11 protein-coding genes are annotated in these 15,918 nt (G+C 43.1%); 7 read left to right on the top strand and 4 right to left on the bottom strand.

The genetic code is table 11. From position 1 onward, the window contains the following. Positions 1–22: 22 nt before the first annotated feature. Entirely contained in the window at positions 23–3,109 is a 3,087-nt protein-coding gene (locus NXM86_RS03900) for a VWA domain-containing protein (protein ID WP_498958995.1), read from the top strand. 56 nt (positions 3,110–3,165) lie between these two features. Here NXM86_RS03900 and NXM86_RS03905 read toward each other — a convergent pair whose 3' ends face one another. The 3 genes from NXM86_RS03905 to NXM86_RS03915 are packed head-to-tail and all read right to left on the bottom strand — an operon-like array spanning position 3,166 to position 5,948. Further along, the gene (locus NXM86_RS03905; RefSeq protein ID WP_498958641.1) at positions 3,166–4,770 is read right to left on the bottom strand and encodes a hypothetical protein; all 1,605 of its coding nucleotides are present in this window, start codon (positions 4,768–4,770) and stop codon (positions 3,166–3,168) included. A 13-nt stretch (positions 4,771–4,783) separates the two neighbouring features. Beyond that, on the bottom strand, positions 4,784–5,356 hold the full coding sequence (locus NXM86_RS03910; protein WP_498958642.1) for a PilW family protein: 573 nt from the start codon (positions 5,354–5,356) through the stop codon (positions 4,784–4,786). Further along, positions 5,340–5,948 (bottom strand): type IV pilus modification PilV family protein, encoded by a 609-nt coding sequence (locus tag NXM86_RS03915; protein WP_062753082.1) that lies wholly within the window; start codon positions 5,946–5,948, stop codon positions 5,340–5,342. Before NXM86_RS03915 ends, NXM86_RS03910 begins: the two co-directional genes overlap by 17 nt. 116 nt (positions 5,949–6,064) lie before the next feature. Between NXM86_RS03915 and NXM86_RS03920 the strand changes: the two genes are divergently transcribed. The 6 genes from NXM86_RS03920 to NXM86_RS03945 are packed head-to-tail and all read left to right on the top strand — an operon-like array spanning position 6,065 to position 13,671. Continuing rightward, positions 6,065–7,498, top strand: coding sequence for a hypothetical protein (locus tag NXM86_RS03920; RefSeq protein ID WP_498958643.1), 1,434 nt, complete (start codon positions 6,065–6,067; stop codon positions 7,496–7,498). A 20-nt stretch (positions 7,499–7,518) separates the two neighbouring features. Next, positions 7,519–8,343 carry a PRC-barrel domain-containing protein gene (locus NXM86_RS03925; RefSeq protein WP_062753078.1) on the top strand — a complete coding sequence of 275 codons (825 nt, stop codon included), beginning with the start codon at positions 7,519–7,521 and terminating at the stop codon, positions 8,341–8,343. Positions 8,344–8,363: 20 nt separating this feature from the next. Continuing rightward, positions 8,364–9,731, top strand: a complete 1,368-nt coding sequence (locus NXM86_RS03930; protein WP_498958644.1) for a VanW family protein — start codon at positions 8,364–8,366, stop codon at positions 9,729–9,731. Between the two features lie 3 nt (positions 9,732–9,734). After that, positions 9,735–11,402 (top strand): GspE/PulE family protein, encoded by a 1,668-nt coding sequence (locus NXM86_RS03935; RefSeq protein ID WP_498958645.1) that lies wholly within the window; start codon positions 9,735–9,737, stop codon positions 11,400–11,402. Between the two features lie 12 nt (positions 11,403–11,414). After that, a complete protein-coding gene (locus NXM86_RS03940) occupies positions 11,415–12,458 on the top strand; it encodes a type IV pilus twitching motility protein PilT (RefSeq protein ID WP_498958646.1) in 1,044 nt (347 codons plus the stop codon). A 1-nt stretch (position 12,459) separates the two neighbouring features. Further along, a complete protein-coding gene (locus NXM86_RS03945; protein WP_498958648.1) occupies positions 12,460–13,671 on the top strand; it encodes a type II secretion system F family protein in 1,212 nt (403 codons plus the stop codon). Positions 13,672–14,003: 332 nt separating this feature from the next. Here the strand turns inward: NXM86_RS03945 and NXM86_RS03950 are convergent, their stop codons facing one another. Continuing rightward, a complete protein-coding gene (locus tag NXM86_RS03950; protein ID WP_062677138.1) occupies positions 14,004–15,677 on the bottom strand; it encodes an IS200/IS605 family accessory protein TnpB-related protein in 1,674 nt (557 codons plus the stop codon). Positions 15,678–15,918: the final 241 nt, after the last annotated feature.

Raw genomic sequence — 15,918 nt, forward strand, 5'->3', positions numbered from 1 at the left:
ATCATTCATCGGAATCTTCGTGATGATCGTAGGCTTTTTTCATATCGGCGCGCAGCCGGCGCGGGCGGATGACAAAAAAGAAGGCAAGATTACTTTAGTAACGGATAGGAAAATCGAAGGATGGGCGACATCTCCGGGCGAAGGGAACGGAAAAGGAAACACGATCACCCATTTTGTTGTCCGCGTTAGCGTAAAGGGACAGGAAAACACAACGGTAAAAAGCTATCGCGTAGATGCGGTCGAACTCCCGGCTGACCGAAACGGCGAGAAAAAATATACGTTTTCGCTCGATATGACCGGCAATTGGCCGGCGGTGCAAGGAGAAACGGTGACGTATAAAATTGTCGTTGTTGCCTATCGAGAGAACGGGGAATATTTTTCTTTCCCATCTGTCCCTTATGAATATGTGAAAAGAAATTCCCAAAGCAGCGCATATTTAGATTTTGCGTTTACATCCCCGCAAAGCGAATACGCGAAGCCGCCGAACGGAGATGCGCAAGGGAGATTGGATGTAACGTTAATTCCTAAAGGAAGAGTGGACAACATCGTTCGCCCGCCGATTGATGTCGTGTTTGTGTTTGACGTGTCAGGATCGATGACGCTGATGAAGCTCCAAAGCGCAAAATCTGCGCTTCAGTCTGCCGTCGATTATTTTAAGGCGAACGCCAACCCGAATGACCGATTTGCTCTCGTTCCGTTTTCTGATACGGTAGAAAACATCGTGCCTTTTTCGGCGAAACAGGATGTGAAAGCGCAATTAGACTTTATTGCCAGCACGGCGAAAAGCCTTACTGCTGGTGGAGGCACGAACTATTCGGCGGCATTGCAAACGGCGCAATCGTTTTTTAACGACTCGACCCGGAAAAAATATATCATTTTTTTAACGGATGGAATGCCGACAGTGTTAAGAACTAGAGAAAAAGTTACGTTTGATTTTTTGGGAATTACATGGACAGAAATGGCAGATGTTGAGTATGTACTACTAGCTGACGGACGAACTGCTGTGCGAACAGCTTATTCGCAATATGGAATTAAACAATTAAGATATGTAAATTATCAAGACACAGAGGAAAAAATTCGTACGGACGCAATCAGTGTTGCTAGGAATCTCGGCATGAACAATATTGTGCTCTATTCTATCGGCTTCGGTAATTATCAAGAAGTCGACATGGGCTATTTAGAAAAGTTGTCATCAACAGCAGGCGGGCAGGCGAAGCAAGGAACACCGCAAAACTTAACGGAAATTTTCCAGCAGTTTTCGAAGCTCGCTAATGATCCGGTGTTAAGCGGAACGATAAAAATTCCGCTAACCTCGTTTGGCGGAAACGTGGAAATTGTCGAGACGGATCACGTTTGGCTCGATGATAAGAAAGAAAACGCCTATATCACGCTTTCGATTCCATATAAAGTAGGACAGCCGGCACCACCGCCATTTACCGTTTCAATTCCGGTGCGTTTTAAAGCAAAAGGGGAGTATACGTTTACTGCGGAATTGGCGTATCGTGATGTATATGGAATAGAACAGGCACCGATTACGAAATCAGTTAAGGTCGTTGTCAAAGACGAGGTGCCGCCATCGTTTGACGGAACGGTGACGCTTGAAGGAATCACAAGGGACGTAGACGACTTAGTGAAATTCGGCAATGCGGATGGTGATTCGAACCGATTCAAGGCACGTTATTCGCTAACTGCTATTGGCTATGTCGGAAACGCGTCCGGAAACATCAGCAACATTAAATTGATTCAGCCACTTCCAGACGGGATTACGGTTGTTCCAACGCCAAACGTGACTGTGCGCACGGAAAACGGCGTCCAGTACGCTGAGATTGCGTTTCCAAATACGGTCATTGACTATAAGCAGCTAAATAACAACGAGATTACCGCTGAAATGACGCTTCAAGCAAACTGGGCGATGGAAGGGGTGCAGCTGCCGCCGGCTGTTGTTTCTTTCCAAGACAGCAAATACGGCGCGCGGAAATCGTCATTAAAGGCTTCTTCCCAACGGATTGGAATGAAAGTCCGCTTGCGTGAATTTCCTGATATGTATTATGAAGGAGACAGCCGCGGCCTTATTACGAAATGGCAAGAGTTTGATTCAGCAACCAATTTGCTTGGAACGACGAAACATCCAAACGATTATGGATTGCTTATGCTTCCAGTAAAGGCGCTGCAATTTCAGGAAGGCGATGATTCTATTCTTCTTGTCACGTACAATAATGATAAGACGGTAGCGCTATATTTAAAACCGCGCGTTGCAATTATAGCTGAAGACGGCCAGCCAATCTCAAGCGGCGCGACTGTTACCCAACCGGTAACCGTTAAAGTAACAGGACGTGTCGCAGGAGAGGGAGTCACGTACGAATATAAAGTCGAAAATCCAAAGCAAAATAACGCTTGGAAGCCGCTCGATTCGCCATATGAAATTCCGGTCACTTGGGATGGAACGTCGACGATATCCATTAAAGCGGCAGGAGGATTGACAAAAGGAGACGGCATTACCACTGTATCGCTGACATACATTAAGCGTGTTCGCCAATTAACATTAGACTATAAACAAACGATGGAAGTTGGCGAAACGCAGACGATTTCGGTAACGATCGAACCAAGCGATGCGACAAACAAAACATTGCAGTGGATTTCAAGCAATTCGGACGTCGCGGAAGTGGAGGACGGAAAAGTTACTGCCAAAAATCCGGGAACAGTTGAGATTACGGTGCGGGCAATGGACGGAAGCAACGTTTCGGCGACGGCGACGATTACGGTGATCGATCCATTTGTTCCATTAGAAGCGATTCGTTTCCAACAGGAAGTTTTATATATGACGGTAGGAGAAGAGCTTGACATCGAATCGCAATTAACCTTTATTCCAAGTAATGCGACAGATAAACGCCTTGACTCTGTACAATCATCCGCTCCGGAATATGTCGAAGTGCGCCCGCAGCAAGGAAAATGGTATATCGTAGCCAAAGATGTTGGATATTCAACGATTACCGCGATTGCCAAAGCGAAAACAAAGGATGGACAGGAAATTAAAGATTCAATCACGGTGATTGTCCAAGAGAAATCGTCTTCAGGAAGCGATGGAGAAAGCGGAAAGAATAGATGGTAAAATAAAAAGGATGCCTAAACATTCGCTTTAGGCATCCTTTCTTTTTTGCTTTCTTTTTACTTTACGATTAATTTGTCAACAACAAGAGACAGCTTTTTCACAAACGGCAATCCTTCCCCACGATTGATAAATACCGATTTATCATGGCGGATGACAAAGCGGGACTGTTCAATATCGTTTGACTGGGTGAAGGAAAGACGATTTGGCCGATCGACTTGTCCGCGATAAGCGTTGATCACAAGCCCGGAGACGTCAAAGTCCGGTGCTGTGCTTGACGTGTCGCCGCGCGCGAACAAACCGCCTTCAATATTGATATATGAGCCGACAGCATAGACAGTCGCGTTGCTTTCAGTATAAAAGTATCCTTTTAAGTTCGGCGGTTCCAGAGAAAGATTGTTTTCAAACTCATTGATTCGCGCGATTTCCAACCGCCCCTTGGAAAGGAGCACGACTTCTTTGTCATCCCAGCCGGCTATGTTAGCGTTGTAAATCAACGTGCGCCCAAAGACGTAAATCGTCGAATCAAGCTCAATATCACCGCTGATTGTCAAATTGCCAAGCACGATGATATTTCCCCGAACTTTTGTTGACTTGTCGACACTATTCCCCAAAAATAAATCGCCATTGACAATCAGCCATTTTTCTTGTAAATCAAGCTCTCCTTGATCAAGGAAAAATAACGGAGAATCTTCTGATTGAAGAATAATAGATTGATTCGTTGAATCGATATTTTCTTGTAATGACGAAACACTGTCAAAAACGGCAAAGCGGTCCTGCAGCTCATGGAAAAGTTGGCTTATGCTTTTATCAATATCAATATAAGTTTCATATTCTTGGCTGAATGTTTCTATTCCCGCCGCGTTTAACAACTTATCTTTTACGGTCCATTCGAAATCCACATCAATAAATTCCTCTCGTTCTTTTTGAATGGAAGGAGCTTGGGATTGAAAACGAACGTCATTAGAATAGTTCGCCACCAGGCGTTGAAAATAGTTGTCCGCAATGTTGTAACAAGTGCGTGCCCCGTTTTCATGGTCGCAGGAATAATAACTTCCATTGACAAACAATACACTTGTTTTGCTTGTTGTTGGAAATGATGTTTGTTCCATATATTTTTTGGAGTTATCAATGTAATTTGCTACATTTGTAACGTAGGCATTTCCTCCAGCATAGATATTCCCATCAATATACGCCCCGCCGTTTAAAATAACGTCTTTTGTCGACCCGATCGCGTATTTTAGAAAGCTTGGCGTATTTGTCAAAATCACCCGTCTTTCCACCGTTTTGTTACCGTACGATTTGGAAAGCAAAAAAACTCGGGTGAACAATTTATTACGATTGATATTGTAATCATCCGTCGACGTTACGTCCTGAATCTTTACTCCATAGCGATTTTCTAAATCAGGGAGCAGCACAGCCAATTGTGTATCCAAATTTCCAGGAGTAGACAGTTCAAAAGAAGGTTTCGAAATAGCTACCTTCATTTCCGCGATCGTTTCTTCAATCGCTTGCGTTGCTTCGTGAAGCGACTCCACGTCTTCCACGCGCACTTCCGTAAATCGCGCTTGGTAAATTGCAACAGATAAAATCGTTAAGCCAAGAATGAAAAAAATAGTGATAATCAGAAGCGTGACTACTAAACTATATCCTTTTTCGTTCATGCGCCCACTTCCTTTAAAAGCCGAATTCGGTCTTTAATGTAAATGGTTTGATATACAGCAAGTCATCCGGATCATCATGGTCGCGGTCTTGGACGGCAAGCTTAATGGTAACGACGCCGCTGCGGCAAATATTTTCTTCTTGTTTGGCGCAGGTGTAGGAAAACCCGGATTCTTCCGCAACAATTTTTAAACGATCCGAATGCAGATGTTCGCCATCGATGGCAATCGAGCCATCCTGCAAGGCAACGGTAAGCGTTTCAGGAGTTGGTTCTGGTTTTTCTTCAACAAAGCCGTAAGGATCGATATCTTTTCGTTTATCGTTTACAAATATGATTTGTGCATTTGTCGTTTGGCCTTTATCCATCTCGATCCCATCCGGCGCAAACGCGTAAAGTTTATTCATAATGGTGGCGACAATATAATCGGCTTCGCTGCGCAGTTGATTTTCGATATGGATTCGTTTGTATGCGTTAAGTCCGCTGAAGAACACTCCATAGATGGAAGCGAGTATAAGCGAGGAGATTGTAATTGCCGCCAACAGTTCCACAAGCGATAATCCTTTCGTGTTATTAACGTATCGTTTCATTGGCAATCACACCTTCTAGCCATTCCGAATCATCGACACGATCTCCCCAGCGGACAATCACATAAATTTTCAGCAAATAGTCTTGTAATTTTGGATCTGGATTTTTTATCCTCTCTTCGCTAATTTGTTTTTTTAAAGATGCCGGAAATTCTTCCGGAGGAGATTTTTGCAATTTGTCCCACACTTCACTGTCATTATAAGGAATGAGGAACACATGAATGCGTGTTTCATCATACGTAACGTTATTGATGGTCGGCCGAAGAATCGCCTCACAAACTTGTTTGTCGCCAAACAGCGGCAAATTGCAGAATGAAGCATCCATTTGGGCAAACGGTTTGTCCGTATTATGTATTTCGTTGTCAACGTATTGTTTTAATGCTGTAAAATCAAGACGCTCCATATACGCCAATACGCCGCGGGCAATGTTGATGGCGACCGTTTTTCCTTGGTTGTAGGTTGTATATTTCATGGCGTTCGTAAAAAAGGAAAACATTCCTATTGCAACAGCGGACAAAATGGTGATGGACAATAGCACTTCAATTAAGGTAAACCCTTTTGAATGATGGATCACAAAAAATTTCTTTTGCTCCATTTGACATGCCCTTCTTTCAAAATATGTAACTTTATTATACAATATGTTAGAGTCGATATTGCGTTATTTTTAGGAAAATTGTCTTATATAATGGTGCGGGGAAACGGGGTGAAACATTGAAACACGTTATATTTTTGATCATTGCTTTTATCCTTGCCATTCCGATTTTGCTTATTCTTCCTATAGGATTAAGTTGGAGCGGGAAAATCGCAGCACTCATCATTGCCTTGTTTCTTTCTCTTCTTGCCTTAGTAGCAAAGTCCTTCTTTCCGATGTGGAAGCTTGCTCTATTATTAGGGTTGCTTATGGCTGCGGTGACATATTTGCTTCATCGTCAATTTGCACATGTTTTTTATGCAGCAAACAAAATGGACGAGGATGAATTCGAAGACCAAGATGAACTTAGCGAAAATACGGACGCGTTGCATGATGAAGAAGCAGTGCGAGTCAATGAAGAAATAGTGCCGCAAAATGTTTCACAAAAAAGCACGGAAGTAGAGCAAGATGAAATCATTACGGTCGATGAGCTTCCATTAGAGATCGCTGCCGATATAGAGCAAATCGAACAAATCGAAACAACGGCAAAACAGGAATTTCCATGGGAAAATGAAAAGAACCCTGAACAAAGCGAAATGGTGGAAATAAGCGAGCTGCCGCCTACTGTGGCCACAGATGAAAAGCAGGACGAGGATATGTCCGAAAGTGATCTCCCATGGGAGACAGTGGAAAATGACAATATAAACGAGACGGACAATTTCAATGAATGGCCGTTGGAAATGGAAATAAATATCGAACGAAATACGGATATGCCGTTTGATGAGTTGCCTCCTACCATAACGCCAGAAATGGAAGAAAATTTGGGTGTTGTGTCCGATGGCACACAAGTGATGGCAGCGCGCGATGGCGAAGAGAATCGATTACATATTTCACCAGAAGATTGGAGCATGCTGACGCAGCCTTCAGCAATGGAAGAGAATGAACAGGCGGCAGAAATAGAACCGGATAGTTTCGAATGGGACGATATTCTTTCCGAGAAAACGGAATCAAAGGAAGCTATTTCTTCACAGGCAAAACAATCATTCTCTTTGGAAAACGAAAAGATGCTGCAGGAAAAATTAGATGGAAAAGCACAAGAGGCGCAAATAGCGGGATGGAATGACAATGAACGGCCACAAGAGAATGAGAGTGATTTGGGCGCTAAAGAGCAAGCCATTTCTACCAAGGAAAACGATGTTAGTCTATTGGAAAGTCTCATTGCTACTAGGCCGGTTCAGTCCGAAATTTTGCAAACCATAGTTACTGAGCTTCAGTTAAACCGCAAGCATATAGATCCATTAGAATATGAACAACGTATTATTCAATGTTTGCAAACCCCGTTACCCGATTATGACTATTACGTGTTTGCGTGTTTGTTAATGGAACATTATTTATTAGAGAAACAATACGGTAAACTTGCATCGTTGCTTGCCGAGCTGAAAGAAAAATTTCGCTCCTATCCAATCATACAAGAGGAAATTCAATTTCTTACACATACATTACAGAAATTATAAAGAACAGGTGTGGTGAAAATATGAAAAATAGTGCACAAATCATCAGTCTTCCAATTATTAGTATTTCTGATGGCACGCAAATAGGAACCGTAAAAACGTTAGTCATTAATCCAGAGAAAGGATCCGTTGATTTTCTCACGGTTGAACAAGAAGATGTTCAGTTAAGCTTAAAAGCGATCCCGTTTAAAAAAGTGGTCGGTATCGGCGAATTTGCCGTAACGGTGGAAAGCTCTCACGATATTATTGATTTATCGGAAATTCCGATTGCCAATCAGCTTGTCAATAAACAAATTCGCATCAAAAACACGAAAGCGATGACGAGAAAAGGACAGCTGCTAGGTGAGGTAACCGAATTTTTTGTCGATGAAGAAACGGGAGAAATTATTGGCATTGAATTGCACGTCGGTGACCGTCAGGCAGTGTTATCATCGGAATTTATATTAACATATGGAAAAGATATTTTAGTTGTCCATGACAATGCGCCATCTTCTTTGCTTGATGAGGCACATTTGCTCGTTTCTGCAAAAGATCAAAAAGACGAGGAAATGGCGGAAAATGTTTCGCGAAATGAACAAACATCGACTGAATTGGCCCATGATGTGCATGATTGGCATGCCAATATCGAAACAATGGTGGAAGAAGCGGAAAACAGAGAAGCGCTTCAAGCGCTGCGCGAAAAGCAAGTGGAGCTTTTGAAGGGCAAACGTGTGACAAAAGATATTTTTGATAAAAACGGGAATAAATTCATTGAAGCTGGTACCATTTTGACAGAAGAACATATTCAAAAAGCACAGGAAGAAGGACCAAGCGTGATCGTCGATATATCGATGAACGTCGAGGCATAAGCAAAAGGGGGAGGTAGGCGGTGAGACAGGTTGCTGCGGTAAAATTGTTTTTCGTTATTGCGATTTGTACGATTTATTTGATCAGCTTTTCGCAAATTGGCGCTTTAGCCTACGAAACGTTTTTTAAAGAGACAGACCGCCTGCCCGCAGGAACGATGGTTGGGCCTATTTCTGTAGCGAATAAAACAAAACTAGAAGCGCTGCAAGCAATCGAAAAAAGAGTGAATGAATGGAAGGCGAATGCGACGATTCCTGTGGCGTATCAAGAAAAAAAAGGAGAGATTCCTGCATCATTGTTTACGTTCCAAATCGAACAAAGCGAAAGGCAAATGGTTGCGGGACGGCCGTCCCCACTTCTTGTTCAATTCGACGTGCAGGCATTTTCCAAAACAATAAAAAAATTGCTTCCCCCTTCGCTCGCATCTTCTATTAATCTCGAAAAATTACAAAATGATGTAACGAATATCGCAGCCAGTTTACAGATACCGTCCCAGCCGGTTGATCTTGCAGCATATGTTTCCCGTTCCAATGAAACGATGCAGCCGGTTAGCACGGCAACACTGAAATTTTGGAAAAGACCAGCACCATTGCTAGAATGGATTTCTGCCAATCCGACCATTGAAATTAAAGGAAAAAGCATTTTTTCGCTTGCTGAATATGTCAAGGAGACGAGCGGGTCGCTTTCTTCCGAAGAGATGAGCATGATTGCCTCAGCGATTTATCAAACGATTTTGCCGACGAATTTTACGGTATTGGAGCGGCATACAAGCCGCGAACTTCCTGATGGAATAACGATTGGCTATGAAGCAAAAGTAGACGGCGGCAATCGTGATTTGCAGTTTTATAATCCGAATACCACTGCTTATACGCTAAAGTTCCGGGTAGAAAAAAACCGTTTGCATGTCACGCTTTTCGGACTGCCATTTGCCTATAAGTATGTGGTGAAAGTTGGAGATATCGAATATTTCAAACCGAGGACGGTTGTTCAATATAGCCCTCTCCTTCGTCCTGGGGAACGTCAATTAAAGCAAAGTGGAAAAAGAGGAATGCTTGTCAAAGTGAAAAGGGAAACGTATGATGAAAACCATCTTGTACATGTGGAAACGATTGCCGAAGACTTTTATCCGCCATCGTACAACATTGAACTTCGTGGATTAGAACTTGGGGACAGCAATTCTGATGTAAATGAAACTCCATCTTCATCAGAACAGTCAACAGAGGATGAAAAACAAACAGATAATGAAAGTAAAAATGATGAGCAACCGAAAGAAAAGCAAGACGAAAATAACGGTCAATCTGAAGAAAAGCAATCCGAAAAAGAAACACCTTCCACAACGAATGACTCTAGCGGCCAGCAAAAAGGCCATGATCACGAAAAGCAGGGATGAACGATGAAGAAAAAACAAGAGCGGAAACGTTTAGGAGATTTATTAGTGGAAGCGGGGCTCATTACGGAGGAACAGCTGGAGGAAGCGTTAAAAGAAAAAGCTCCCGGCCAAAAGCTGGGCGATGCGCTCTTGCAGCGTGGGTATATTACGGAGCAGCAATTAATTGAAGTGCTTGAATTTCAGTTAGGCATCCCGCATGTCAGTTTATATCGCTATCCGATCGATCCAAAGGTGACAAATCTCATTTCAAAAGAATTTGCCAAGCGGCATATGGTGATGCCTTTAAAAATTGAGGGAGAACGCTTGCTTGTGGCAATGGCTGATCCGATGGACTTTTTTGTCATTGATGATTTGCGCCTTTCGACAGGGTTCCATATTGAAACGGCGATTGCCTCGAAAGATGATATTTTGCGCGCCATTAATAAGTATTACGACATTGATGAATCGGTAGAAGATTTTTTGCAAATGGCTCCCGCAACGGAAACGGTCGAAGAGGAACGAATAACCGAAGAGGATTCTCCGATTGTCCGGCTTGTGAACCAAATTTTGCAGCTCGCCGTTGAACAGCGGGCAAGCGATGTCCATATTGATCCACAGGAAACGAAAGTGCTTGTCCGTTATCGCATCGACGGTATATTGCGGACAGACCGCGCGCTTCCAAAACATATGCAAAGCATGCTGACAGCTAGAATTAAAATTTTAGCGAATATGGATATTACCGAACATCGCATTCCGCAAGATGGGCGGATTAAAATGAACATTGACTTCCATCCGGTCGATTTGCGCGTTTCCACATTGCCGACGGTTTACGGTGAAAAAATTGTGATGCGCATCCTTGATTTAGGGGCGGCATTAAATGATATTCATAAGCTCGGATTTAATCAATTGAATTTACAGCGGTTTATTGAACTGATTGAGAGACCAACCGGAATTGTGCTGATCACTGGCCCGACTGGGGCGGGGAAATCATCAACGCTATATGCGGCGCTAAACCATTTAAACAGCGAAGAAGTAAATATTATTACGATCGAAGACCCGGTCGAATATGAAATTGAAGGCGTCAATCAAATTCAAGTCAATCCAAATGTCGGATTGACGTTTGCGCAAGGATTGCGCTCCATTTTGCGGCAAGATCCAAACATTATTATGGTCGGAGAAATCCGCGACCGTGAAACGGCAGAAGTTGCGATTCGCGCGTCATTAACTGGTCATTTGGTGTTAAGTACTCTTCATACAAACGACGCGCTAAGCACGATCACGCGCTTGATTGATATGGGAATTGAGCCGTTTCTTGTGGCCGCCTCTTTAGCCGGCGTTGTTTCCCAGCGGCTCGTCCGCCGCGTCTGCCGCGATTGTCAAGAAGAGCAGGAGCCGACAAAGAGGGAAATCGAAATTTTTGCCAGCCGCGGCATGAAAATCGATAAGCTCGTTCGCGGCCGCGGCTGCCCAACATGCAATATGACAGGTTATAAAGGACGAATCGCCATTCATGAACTGCTTGTGATGACCGATGAGATGCGCCGCGTGATTTTAAATAAAGAGCCATTTTCGAAATTGCGCGAGCTTGCCATTAAAAACCGAATGATTTTTTTGATTGATGACGGATTATTAAAAGTAAAACAAGGGCTAACGACGCTAGAAGAGGTATTGAAAGTGGCGATTTTAAGTTAAAGGTGAGAAAAAATGAAGCAAAGATTGGACGCTCTTTTACGTGCCGCGTTTGAACTAAAAGCTTCTGATGTTCATTTAACGGTCGGGGTGCCGCCGATTTTTCGCATCAATGGCGAATTAAAAAGGTATGGCCAAGACATTTTGCGGCCGGAAGATACGGAAGGAATGGCAAAAGCGGTCATTCCGTCTAGCCTTTGGCCGCAATTTGAAGAAAATGGGGAATTGGATTTTTCGTACGGAATTCCCGGCGTTTCCCGCTTCCGCATCAATACGTATAAACAGCGGTCGTGCGTGTCGCTGGCGATCCGCATCATTCCGACAAAAATTCCAACGATTGATGAACTGCGCCTTCCTGAAGTATTAAAACAAATTGCGCAAAAACCGCACGGGCTTGTGCTAGTGACAGGCCCGACGGGAAGCGGGAAGTCGACGACGCTTGCCGCGATGATTGACTATATGAACAAAACGATGCGGAAACATATTATTACGCTGGAGGATCCTATCGAATATTTGCACAAGCACGGCAGCTGCATTATTGACCAGCGCGAAGTCGGCTTTGATACGAACAATTTTGCCAACGGTCTGCGCGCGGCGCTTCGTCAAGATCCCGATGTTATTCTAGTCGGGGAAATGCGCGATTTGGAAACGATTCATACCGCCATTACGGCGGCGGAAACGGGGCATCTCGTTCTTGGCACATTACATACATCGAGCGCGCCGGCGACGATCGATCGGATTATTGACGTGTTTCCGCCTGCCCAACAATCGCAAATTCGCATTCAGCTCGCGTCCGTTCTTGTCGCGATTATTTCTCAGCGTCTTTTTCCAACACCGCAAAAAACAGGACGGGTCGCTGCCACGGAAATTTTAATTAATAACACGGCAGTCGCCAATTTAATTCGCAATGAAAAAGTCCATCAAATCATTAACGTTATGCAAACAAGCCGCTCCCTTGGCATGCATACGCTGGCGATGAGTATTAAAGAGTTAATGCAAGCCGGGCTGATCCTTCGCGATGCGGCTGAACCTTATCTTGTACAGGAGCGTGGCGGCTAATATGCCTCAGTTTAAATATGAAGGCCGAAATATAAAGGGGAGAAAGCAAACAGGTACGATTGTCAGCGCGTCAAAGCGGGACGCGATCCTAAAATTGCGGCAAAAGGGGATTAAAGTCATCGAAATTGCCGAAGTGCCGCAAACGTTGTTAAACAAAGAAATTACATTTGGAAAAGCGGTAAAGCTGCAAGATTTCGTCATTTATTTGCGCCAGTTCGCGACATTGCTAAAAGCGGGAGTATCGGTCGTGGACTCCACGCGCATTTTAGCGAGCCAAACAGAAAGCAAGGCATTGAAAAACGCGCTGATGGAAGTGGAAGAATCGCTTCGTGCCGGGAACCCGCTCTCTGCTGCCGCGGCGAAGCATCCGCGTATATTTCCGTCGATATTTGTGAACATGGTAAAAGCGGGAGAAGCGGGCGGAAATATGGATGAAACGTTAGAGCGGCTTGCCGATCACTTTGAAAAGATCCACCGCACAAGACAAAAAATAGTCTCAGCGCTTGCCTATCCAATAGCGGTAGCCATTATTGCCGTTGCGGTCGTCATCTTTTTATTAGTTACTGTTGTCCCGACATTTGTCGCCATGTTTGCTGACTTTCATGCCGAACTGCCGACGATCACCAAGTTCGTGTTGCGCGCAAGCGAAGTGATGCAAACGTATTGGTGGCTCGTTGTCATTGTGTTCATAGCGATATATGTTTTGTTTTTATTCATGAAAAAACAAAAGAAAACAAAATATTACCTTGACTATGCCGCAATGCGCATCCCTATTTTTGGAAAGCTCGTGCAAAAGGCGGCATTAGCGCGCATGACGCGGACGTTAAGTTCGCTGTTTTCCAGCTCTGTTCCGATTTTGCAAGCATTGTCGATTGTAGAAAACGTCGTCGAAAATGAAGTCATTGCCAAAGTAATGAGGCAGGCGCGCGATTCGCTTGAACGAGGACAATCGCTTGCCGAACCGATGAAAAAGCATTGGGCGTTTCCGCCGCTTGTGACGCAAATGATTACGATCGGCGAAGAAACGGGATCACTCGATGCGATGCTTTCCAAAGTCGCCGACTTTTACGAAGCAGAAGTGGACGCGGGAGTCGACCGGCTGAAGTCGCTGATCGAACCAATCATGATCGTACTTTTAGCAGGAGTCGTCGGGACGATTGTCACCTCGATTATCGTGCCGATGTACGATATTTTCAACCATATTCAACATTGAACTACCCCCACTTACCGGCTAATGCCGGTGGAAGTGGGGGATTCTTGTTTCCTCTGGCCATAGTTGCTCAAAGGTTCCAAGACCCCCCTCCGTTCAACGAGAGGAGTAGCCATACAAGATGTCCGAAGTATCCTTTCGGGACGACCAGCTATATGCCTATGAAAGCACATATAGAAGGTACACCATCTTCCATTCGTATGGCATCCAAAGAACGCATTGCAATGCACCCAGCTCCTAGAATCGCCATCTGCTCCGGTGACGAGAGTAAGAGACTGGTACAATGCGTTCTTCTGTTCTAAAACTTCAAGAAATAATGATATTCTAATAGTTTATTACGATAAAGCTTTTATTAATTGACGTTTTTCTTCTTCTAACAACGATGGGTGAAATACATCTATTCCTTGGTGTGGTTGGTTCACATTGAAAAGATGATACAGCGTATGTGTCCGAACAGAAAACTTTTTATCTAAAATAGACCAATGCTTCCAATGATGCGAAGTATTTTTCGGGATATATTTTTTCAGCACCTTTGGAGTTTTTTCTTTATATCCTAATCCTCGACGGCCAATCGTAAATGCAGCTGCTTGGTGGATAGAGATACCGAATTTGCGCATATATTTCAGTTTCCCAGAGACAGAAGTAAAAGCCGGATTCACTTCTATAACAGCAACTCCCATTTTGTCGGCACGGCTTTTGATCGCTTGTATCATTTTTCGATACGCGAACATACTCTTCATTCGATTTGCTTTTTTGTTGCCGTATCGATTCCCTGTTTTGGATAAGGTGGTATCCAACTTTTCCAAAACAATAGGTTTTTTCTTTCGAACCGCAATATCCACTAAAGCAATGGCTTCTGCTTCCATGATTTTTGTAATCTGGCCCGAAGTTTTCCCTTCTATCGAAAACGTTAATTTTCCACTTTCCAAAAAGTTTCCGTCTTTCGAAACATTTGTCCAAGCAATGTGATTGTAATTGCAATCTACTCCGATCACTCCGTCAGAGGTAGAAAAATGAATATATGGATTCGATTCTACATCCACCAAACATTTGATAATATAGTATTCCCCGTGATCTTCGATCGACCAAGAAATCGGTTTACCATACTCTTTTTTGTTTTTACATTGGATTTGATCTGTCACCGCTTTATTTACGATCTCTTGCCCGTATGGAAACACCACTTCAGGAAAAGTGATTACCTTTCCTGTTACAGAGGTCATATGTAGTTCATTGGTTTCTCGATTATAATGGAATACAAAGTTTCCAGAACCGGCATCTTTCCGGCCGGAGATGATCATTTCTTTATTTCGCGCAGCTAAAAAGAGTTTTCTCCAAGATTCGTGGTCCTTTATAAATTCTTCTTTCGTAAATTGCTGTTTAAACAACTTTTTGCCTCCGAACACGACACTTGGGATATACTCTTTTAATTTCGTTTTCTTTTGTTCTAATCGATACAAACGATGGGTTAAACGGCCAATTTTGGCTTTGGTTCGTTTGATTTCTACATCGAGATAGCAATGTTCAAAAAGATATGTGTTCATCCAAATGAAAGAACGGTCTTTTAATCCTAAAGAAATGATTCCGCTTTTATGCAAAACAAAGTTTGTGTTTTTTGGAAAACGTAAGTTTCCTTTGATACAACTTTCTTTGATTTTGCGTAATTTCGTAAGTTTGGTTCGTTCTGTTTTCAGTTTTTTCTTCACATCTTTTATTTTTTCTTCTGTCTGTTGAACATGTATTTTATTTAATTCCATTAGAGAGGAGAAAAGAGCATTTGCTTCTCGGACGGCACTGTTGGCAAAATAGTCATTCAGTCCGTATTTTTTCTTCACAACGATATGCAGGCTTTCTTCATTTAATTTTCGTCCCCATCGCTTTTCCCGGATCAGTGTTTGAAAGGCGAAACGTTTCGCTTGATGGAATAACTCTAATGCATAAGATGTTTCCGTCACATGAAGAATATCCATTTCGGATTTATACAATCTTCTCGAAAAATAAGCTTTTTTCATCTTTTCTTCACCTCTAACAGAACATAAGTTCGGTATATTTATTTATATTTTATGACAGAAGAAGAACGTTTTTCAACTATTACGATTACTAAAAAACAAAAAATGCCGATTCATCCCCCACCTATGCTCCGCTTAGAGGTGAGGGTCTTCTCGGCAAAAAAGATAAATTGTAAGGAATATATTCTCATAGATCTATAAATCGTGGTAAAATAGTTAGGAAAAAAGTGTGATAAACACAAAA

The sequence above is a fragment of the Geobacillus sp. CX412 genome (assembly GCF_027942335.1).
Lineage (GTDB): Bacteria > Bacillota > Bacilli > Bacillales > Anoxybacillaceae > Parageobacillus_B > Parageobacillus_B toebii.

Coding starts and splice junctions, on each gene's coding strand:
- NXM86_RS03900 (WP_498958995.1), top strand. CDS start 23: ATGATCGTAGGCTTTTTTCATATCGGCGCGCAGCCGGCGCGGGCGGAT.
- NXM86_RS03905 (WP_498958641.1), bottom strand. CDS start 4,770: ATGAACGAAAAAGGATATAGTTTAGTAGTCACGCTTCTGATTATCACT.
- NXM86_RS03910 (WP_498958642.1), bottom strand. CDS start 5,356: ATGAAACGATACGTTAATAACACGAAAGGATTATCGCTTGTGGAACTG.
- NXM86_RS03915 (WP_062753082.1), bottom strand. CDS start 5,948: ATGGAGCAAAAGAAATTTTTTGTGATCCATCATTCAAAAGGGTTTACC.
- NXM86_RS03925 (WP_062753078.1), top strand. CDS start 7,519: ATGAAAAATAGTGCACAAATCATCAGTCTTCCAATTATTAGTATTTCT.
- NXM86_RS03935 (WP_498958645.1), top strand. CDS start 9,735: ATGAAGAAAAAACAAGAGCGGAAACGTTTAGGAGATTTATTAGTGGAA.
- NXM86_RS03940 (WP_498958646.1), top strand. CDS start 11,415: ATGAAGCAAAGATTGGACGCTCTTTTACGTGCCGCGTTTGAACTAAAA.
- NXM86_RS03945 (WP_498958648.1), top strand. CDS start 12,460: ATGCCTCAGTTTAAATATGAAGGCCGAAATATAAAGGGGAGAAAGCAA.
- NXM86_RS03950 (WP_062677138.1), bottom strand. CDS start 15,677: ATGAAAAAAGCTTATTTTTCGAGAAGATTGTATAAATCCGAAATGGAT.